The sequence below is a fragment of the Desulfobacter sp. genome (assembly GCF_050177295.1).
Genome location: NZ_JBFXHE010000339.1, coordinates 1 through 4853 on the forward strand (window position 1 = coordinate 1; position 4853 = coordinate 4853).

Consider the following 4853-nt stretch of genomic DNA (forward strand, 5'->3'; position numbering starts at 1 on the left):
GCGGTCATTGCCGAAGGTAAAATTGTTCATGCAGCCCTGGGAGGCGGCAGCCACGCCGAACGCCTTGAGGACCACGTCGGTGATCCGCTGGGAGGTCAGCACGTTACCGCCTACCACCGCCGCTTCGACAGAGGGATCAAGCAGAGAGCCCTTGGGGATATTAACGGTGATGGGGATAAGGCAGCCGTGGTTTAAGGGCAGGTCTTTTTCAATCAGGCATCTGAGGCAGTAAAGGATCGCTGATTTAGTCACGGCTTTGGGAGCATTGCAGTTTCCCCAGATCTGAGGTCCGGTGCCTTGAAAATCAAATAGTGCGCTGCCATCCTTGCGGTCTATGGTGAGGGATAGGGCAATGGGGCTGCCGTCATCCAGATAGTCCATGGCGCGGATCGTGTCCCTCTCGCCCATCCCCTTGGATGCGGAAAGCGCTCTGAGCCTCTGGCGAACGGCCTCTTCCGCCGCATCCTGAACATGTTTCATATAGGCCTGAACCACGTCGAGGCCGTAGTGATCCACCATCTCCAGCACCAGTTCAATCCCTTTCTGGTTGGCGGCAATCTGGGCCTTAAGATCGGAGATGTTGTCTGCCAGAAGGCGGGTGCCCCAGATGGCCGGACGCCCCGGTGTCGCGGGCAGTTTGCCCGGGGCCAGCAGCAGTTTCGAAATGCCTTGTTCCTGAAAAATGCCGTTCTCCACCAGCTTGAACGAGGTGATGCAGGCCCCTTCCTCTTCAAGGCGGCGGGAGTTGGGGGGCATGGAGCCGGGAGAGATGCCGCCGATGTCGGCGTGATGCCCACGGGCTGCCACCCAGAAAATGACCTGATCGTCCTTGAACACGGGGGTGATGACCGTAATGTCGGGCAGGTGGCTGCCCCCTGCAGCCGGATGATTGGAGACCAATACATCCCCGGGCGTAAGACCGCTTCCCTGCATCTGGATCTGCGCCTTTACCGCGTCGCTCATACTCCCCAGATGGACCGGCAGATGGGGCGCGTTGGCCACCAGTTCACCATCGGGCCCGAACAGGGCGCAGGAAAAATCGAGGCGCTCCTTGATATTCGTAGAGATGGCGGTTTTTTGAAGCATCCGGCCCATTTGTTCGGCAATGGACATGAAGAGATTGCTGAAAATGGAAAGTTGGACCGGGTCAAGCGTTGTGCCGATTTGCTCCCTCGTGCCCGAGCCCACCTTGATTTCCACATCGCCGTTTTTTGTAATCTCTGCGGTGCAGTCGGGTTCGATGAGAATGGTGGAAGTATGGTGGATCAGAATGGCCGGGCCGGGGATACAATGGCCGGCGGCAAGTTTTTCCAGATCGTAAATCAAGGTTTTCTGCCGACCCTCTTCAAAATAGCACTGGGTCGTATCCAGCACCGGCGGTGCCCCCTGGGCCTTTGGGATGCTGATCCGGCGCAGATTCTCAGACTTGCCCCGGGCGCGGATCCGGATATCGTCGATGAGGATTTCCCTGCCAAAAAGATCGAATCCGAACTCCCTGCGGTAGACGGCCCTGAAGGCTTTTGTATAGTCATTGTCTTCAGGCCGGCAGATCATAATGGCCGTGTCTGTCCCATGGTATCGCAGGTTAAGAAACCGGGTGGTGTCAACGGCATCCGGGGAGAATCCCTGATCCTGAAGTTCCCGGCGAGCCGCTTCTTCAAGTTGTTTAAAAACCGCTTCAGCCTCTTTCAGCGCTTGTGGGCATAAGAGAGCGGAGCAGGGCTGCTGGCGCTCCGTGACCACATCGGCCATGCCCATGCCGTAGGCGGACAGAATGCCGGAAAACCGGTGGATAAAAATTTTGGATATTCCCAGGGTCCGGGCAATGGCGCAGGCATGCTGGGGACCGGCGCCCCCAAAGGTGGCCAGAATGTGCGCCTTGATATCGAAGCCCCGCATCACCGAAATTTCACGGATGGGCCTGACCATCACCTCGTTGGCCACCCGGATAAACCCCAGGGCAGCCTCCTCCACCGTCATGGGCGGCAGCCCGGCAGCGGCGCAGTACCTGTTGATTTCCTCTGTCAGGCCGGCCAGGGCCGTACAGGCCGCGTCCACGTCCAGCGGCTGATCTTCGGTGGGGCCGAAAATATGGGGAAAGTGCTTAGGTTGAATACGGCCGAGCACCAGATTGGCGTCCGTGACCGTCAGGTAGCCCTCTTTTCGGTAGCAGACCGGACCAGGGTGTGCCCCGGCAGATTCCGGACCCACCAGGAACATGCCGTTGTCAAAGAAGAGGCGGCTGCCCCCGCCGGCGGCCACGGTCCTGATGTGGAGTTGGGGGGCCTGGATACGCACTCCGGCGGTTTCCGTTTCAAAGACCAGCTCATATTCCCCCCCGAACCGGGAGACATCGGTGGATGTGCCGCCCATGTCGAAGCCGATGACGGGCTGTTTTTTTTCAGCATCAAAGGTGGTCATGGCATATCCCACCACCCCGCCGGCCGGTCCGGAGAGGATGGCGCGGCTGCCGGTGAACCCGTCGGCACCGGCCAGGCCGCCGTCGGACTGCATGAAAAGAAGGCCTGTATGGGTAAGCTTGTCCTTGAACCCGTGTTTAAAGCTGTCAAGGTAGGTGCGAATATGCGGGTTGAGGTAGGCGTCCACCATGGTGGTGTCTCCCCTGGCCACCAGCTTCACCCGCGGCATGACTTTGGAGGATAGGGAGATCTGGGTGAATCCGATCTCCTGAGCCAGGCGGCCGATGGTTCGTTCATGATCCGGCCAGGCATAGGCGTGCATGAGCACGACGGCAAGACTGCGGATGCCCCGATCATAGACAGCCTTAAGATCGGATTTTATGGCCGCTGTATCCAGGGGACGAATCACTGCCAGGCGGTCACCGGTGATCCCCTTCACGATTTTGCCTTCTACTGCCGAGGCGTCCTCATCCTCCCGCAAGATCCTCAGGCGCTCGTCCGCTTCAATGACCTCCCGGTACAGAATTTCGGGTTTTTTGATCTCCAGGTCAAAAATCCGGGGACGGTCCTGGTTTCCGATTTGAAGAATATCACCGAATCCCCGGGTCACCACCAGGGCGCTGGGCGCGCCTTTTCGTTCCAGCAGGGCGTTGGTGGCCACGGTGGTCCCCATGCGAATCCATTCAATCCGGTCGGATTCGAACAGTTCTTTGGGTACGGGCTTGCCGGTCACCTCTTCCAGGATGCGCCGGATTCCTTCCCGGGGTGCGTCAGGATAGTTCCGGGGATCTTCGGATAAAAGCTTGATGACCCTGAACCCGGGTTCTCCGGGAACCTCGGCATAGATATCCGTGAAGGTGCCGCCGCGGTCGACGGAAAAACGAAATTTGGCGGGGTCGGACATGGATACTCCTTTTTTATTGTGCGCTTGGACAATCCTCTTCTCCCGTGACCAGGGGCTTAATATCTAAAATCGGTGTGCCGTCAATCATATCAATGTGTTTGACCCCAATGCGTTCTTGGTCTTTATCTGTCACCTCAACGACACTCATGCCGATGGCATTGGGACGGATGGGCGAACAGATGCTAAACACGCCTCTGGAAGAGGAGCGGTGGGGCGGGGTCTGGAACAGGTATCCTGAATTGAATGCCGGGCTTTTATGAAAATGGAAAAGCACCACAATCTTTTGTCCGATTTCAATATCACGCAGGCCAGGCACAAATTCAGGCTGAATCTCCAATACCCCTTTTTCCTGTGACACGGACCAGTGCCGGGGTGTTTTTGTTGCATTGGTTCTCACAAAACCGATGGGCGTGAAGGAGATGGTTGTGTTGTTTGTCATTATAATCAGCTTTTTGGGTTGAGAAAATATCAATTTAACACACTTAATTTATATCGTACACGTTCAATATGTTTGACAAGGTAAAATCGTTCCAAAATCCAAGTGTGGGTACCGTAACCAGTAACATCACCACAAACGCCAGGGGCTGGATAGGGTCCAATGATCAATCGGCAGGCGAAGTGACGCTATGTTAATGTCGATGCAAATGCTACCCGCATTGCGCCGGCATGGAATCCGTCTGCCAACAATTACCTGTGATACCGTCTGTCGGAAGGACGCTTTTTCCTGGCCTCATTGGAAGCAGAGGGCGCCAAAGGCCCGGGGATGGTGAAAGTCCGGGGCCGGCAGGTCCACCGGCGCCCAGGTCAGCCAGTGAGGGTGGGAGGTGTTGTCCGCACATTTGTAAAAGTTGGCCCGCCAGGCCTTGCCCGGTTCGGGGTGAGTTACGGCCGTGTACGAGGAAAGCAGGTCAAAGGGGATTCTGGCACTCAGAAACCAGAGTACTGGATCCTGGACCTCTGGGCTCACAATCTTGGGCAGGGAGGCGTCCCGAAGGATCCGGGCACAGTCTGATACCGGGATTTCAACGGGATCTTTCCTGGGCAGGGTCTGGAAGTGAAACAGGATGGTGCCCCCGCAGTTCATCTCAAGGTTGAAGTACCCCTGGTCCGGGTCCGGCCCCGGAGTAAAGAAGAATTCGACGCAGCTGTCCTGGTATACGCGATCCTGGTCGGTCCGGGCCAGTGCCCGGATATACCGGTCCTGGACCCGGAACATCAGGTAAAGGGCCTGGTCGTCATAGGCCAGCTTGACACGGGTGTCCGGGAAGTGGCGGGGACGTTCTCCCATATGGCAGGTCAGTTTTTGGCTGGAGACGGTATTCCATGGGGGTTTCTGCCATGATGAGGCATCCACCCGGAGTCGGTCCTGTCTGGCAACATAGTGCTGCATGGCGTTCCTTTGAAAGAGAAACAGAAATTTTTCATTTCATATATGCATATCCCGTCCACACTTAGGGTACCGTCAGCCGTTGCCCGGCAACCTGTTTCATCCATGGTGCATGCGCTTATGTGGGCCTGGACAACAATGT

At 57.0% G+C, this 4853-nt stretch carries 3 protein-coding genes; all 3 read right to left on the bottom strand.

All coding sequences use genetic code 11. The annotated features are described in order from the left end of the window. The coding region (locus AB7U36_RS18435; RefSeq protein ID WP_428161130.1) for a hydantoinase B/oxoprolinase family protein at positions 1–3324 on the bottom strand (3324 nt) is incomplete at its 3' end. Positions 3325–3337: 13 nt separating this feature from the next. Beyond that, entirely contained in the window at positions 3338–3763 is a 426-nt protein-coding gene (gene tsaA / locus AB7U36_RS18440; RefSeq protein WP_428161131.1) for a tRNA (N6-threonylcarbamoyladenosine(37)-N6)-methyltransferase TrmO, read from the bottom strand. A gap of 291 nt (positions 3764–4054) precedes the next feature. Beyond that, a complete protein-coding gene (locus tag AB7U36_RS18445; RefSeq protein ID WP_428161132.1) occupies positions 4055–4714 on the bottom strand; it encodes a carbohydrate-binding family 9-like protein in 660 nt (219 codons plus the stop codon). Positions 4715–4853 lie beyond the last annotated feature (139 nt).

Coding starts and splice junctions, on each gene's coding strand:
- tsaA (WP_428161131.1), bottom strand. CDS start 3,763: ATGACAAACAACACAACCATCTCCTTCACGCCCATCGGTTTTGTGAGA.
- AB7U36_RS18445 (WP_428161132.1), bottom strand. CDS start 4,714: ATGCAGCACTATGTTGCCAGACAGGACCGACTCCGGGTGGATGCCTCA.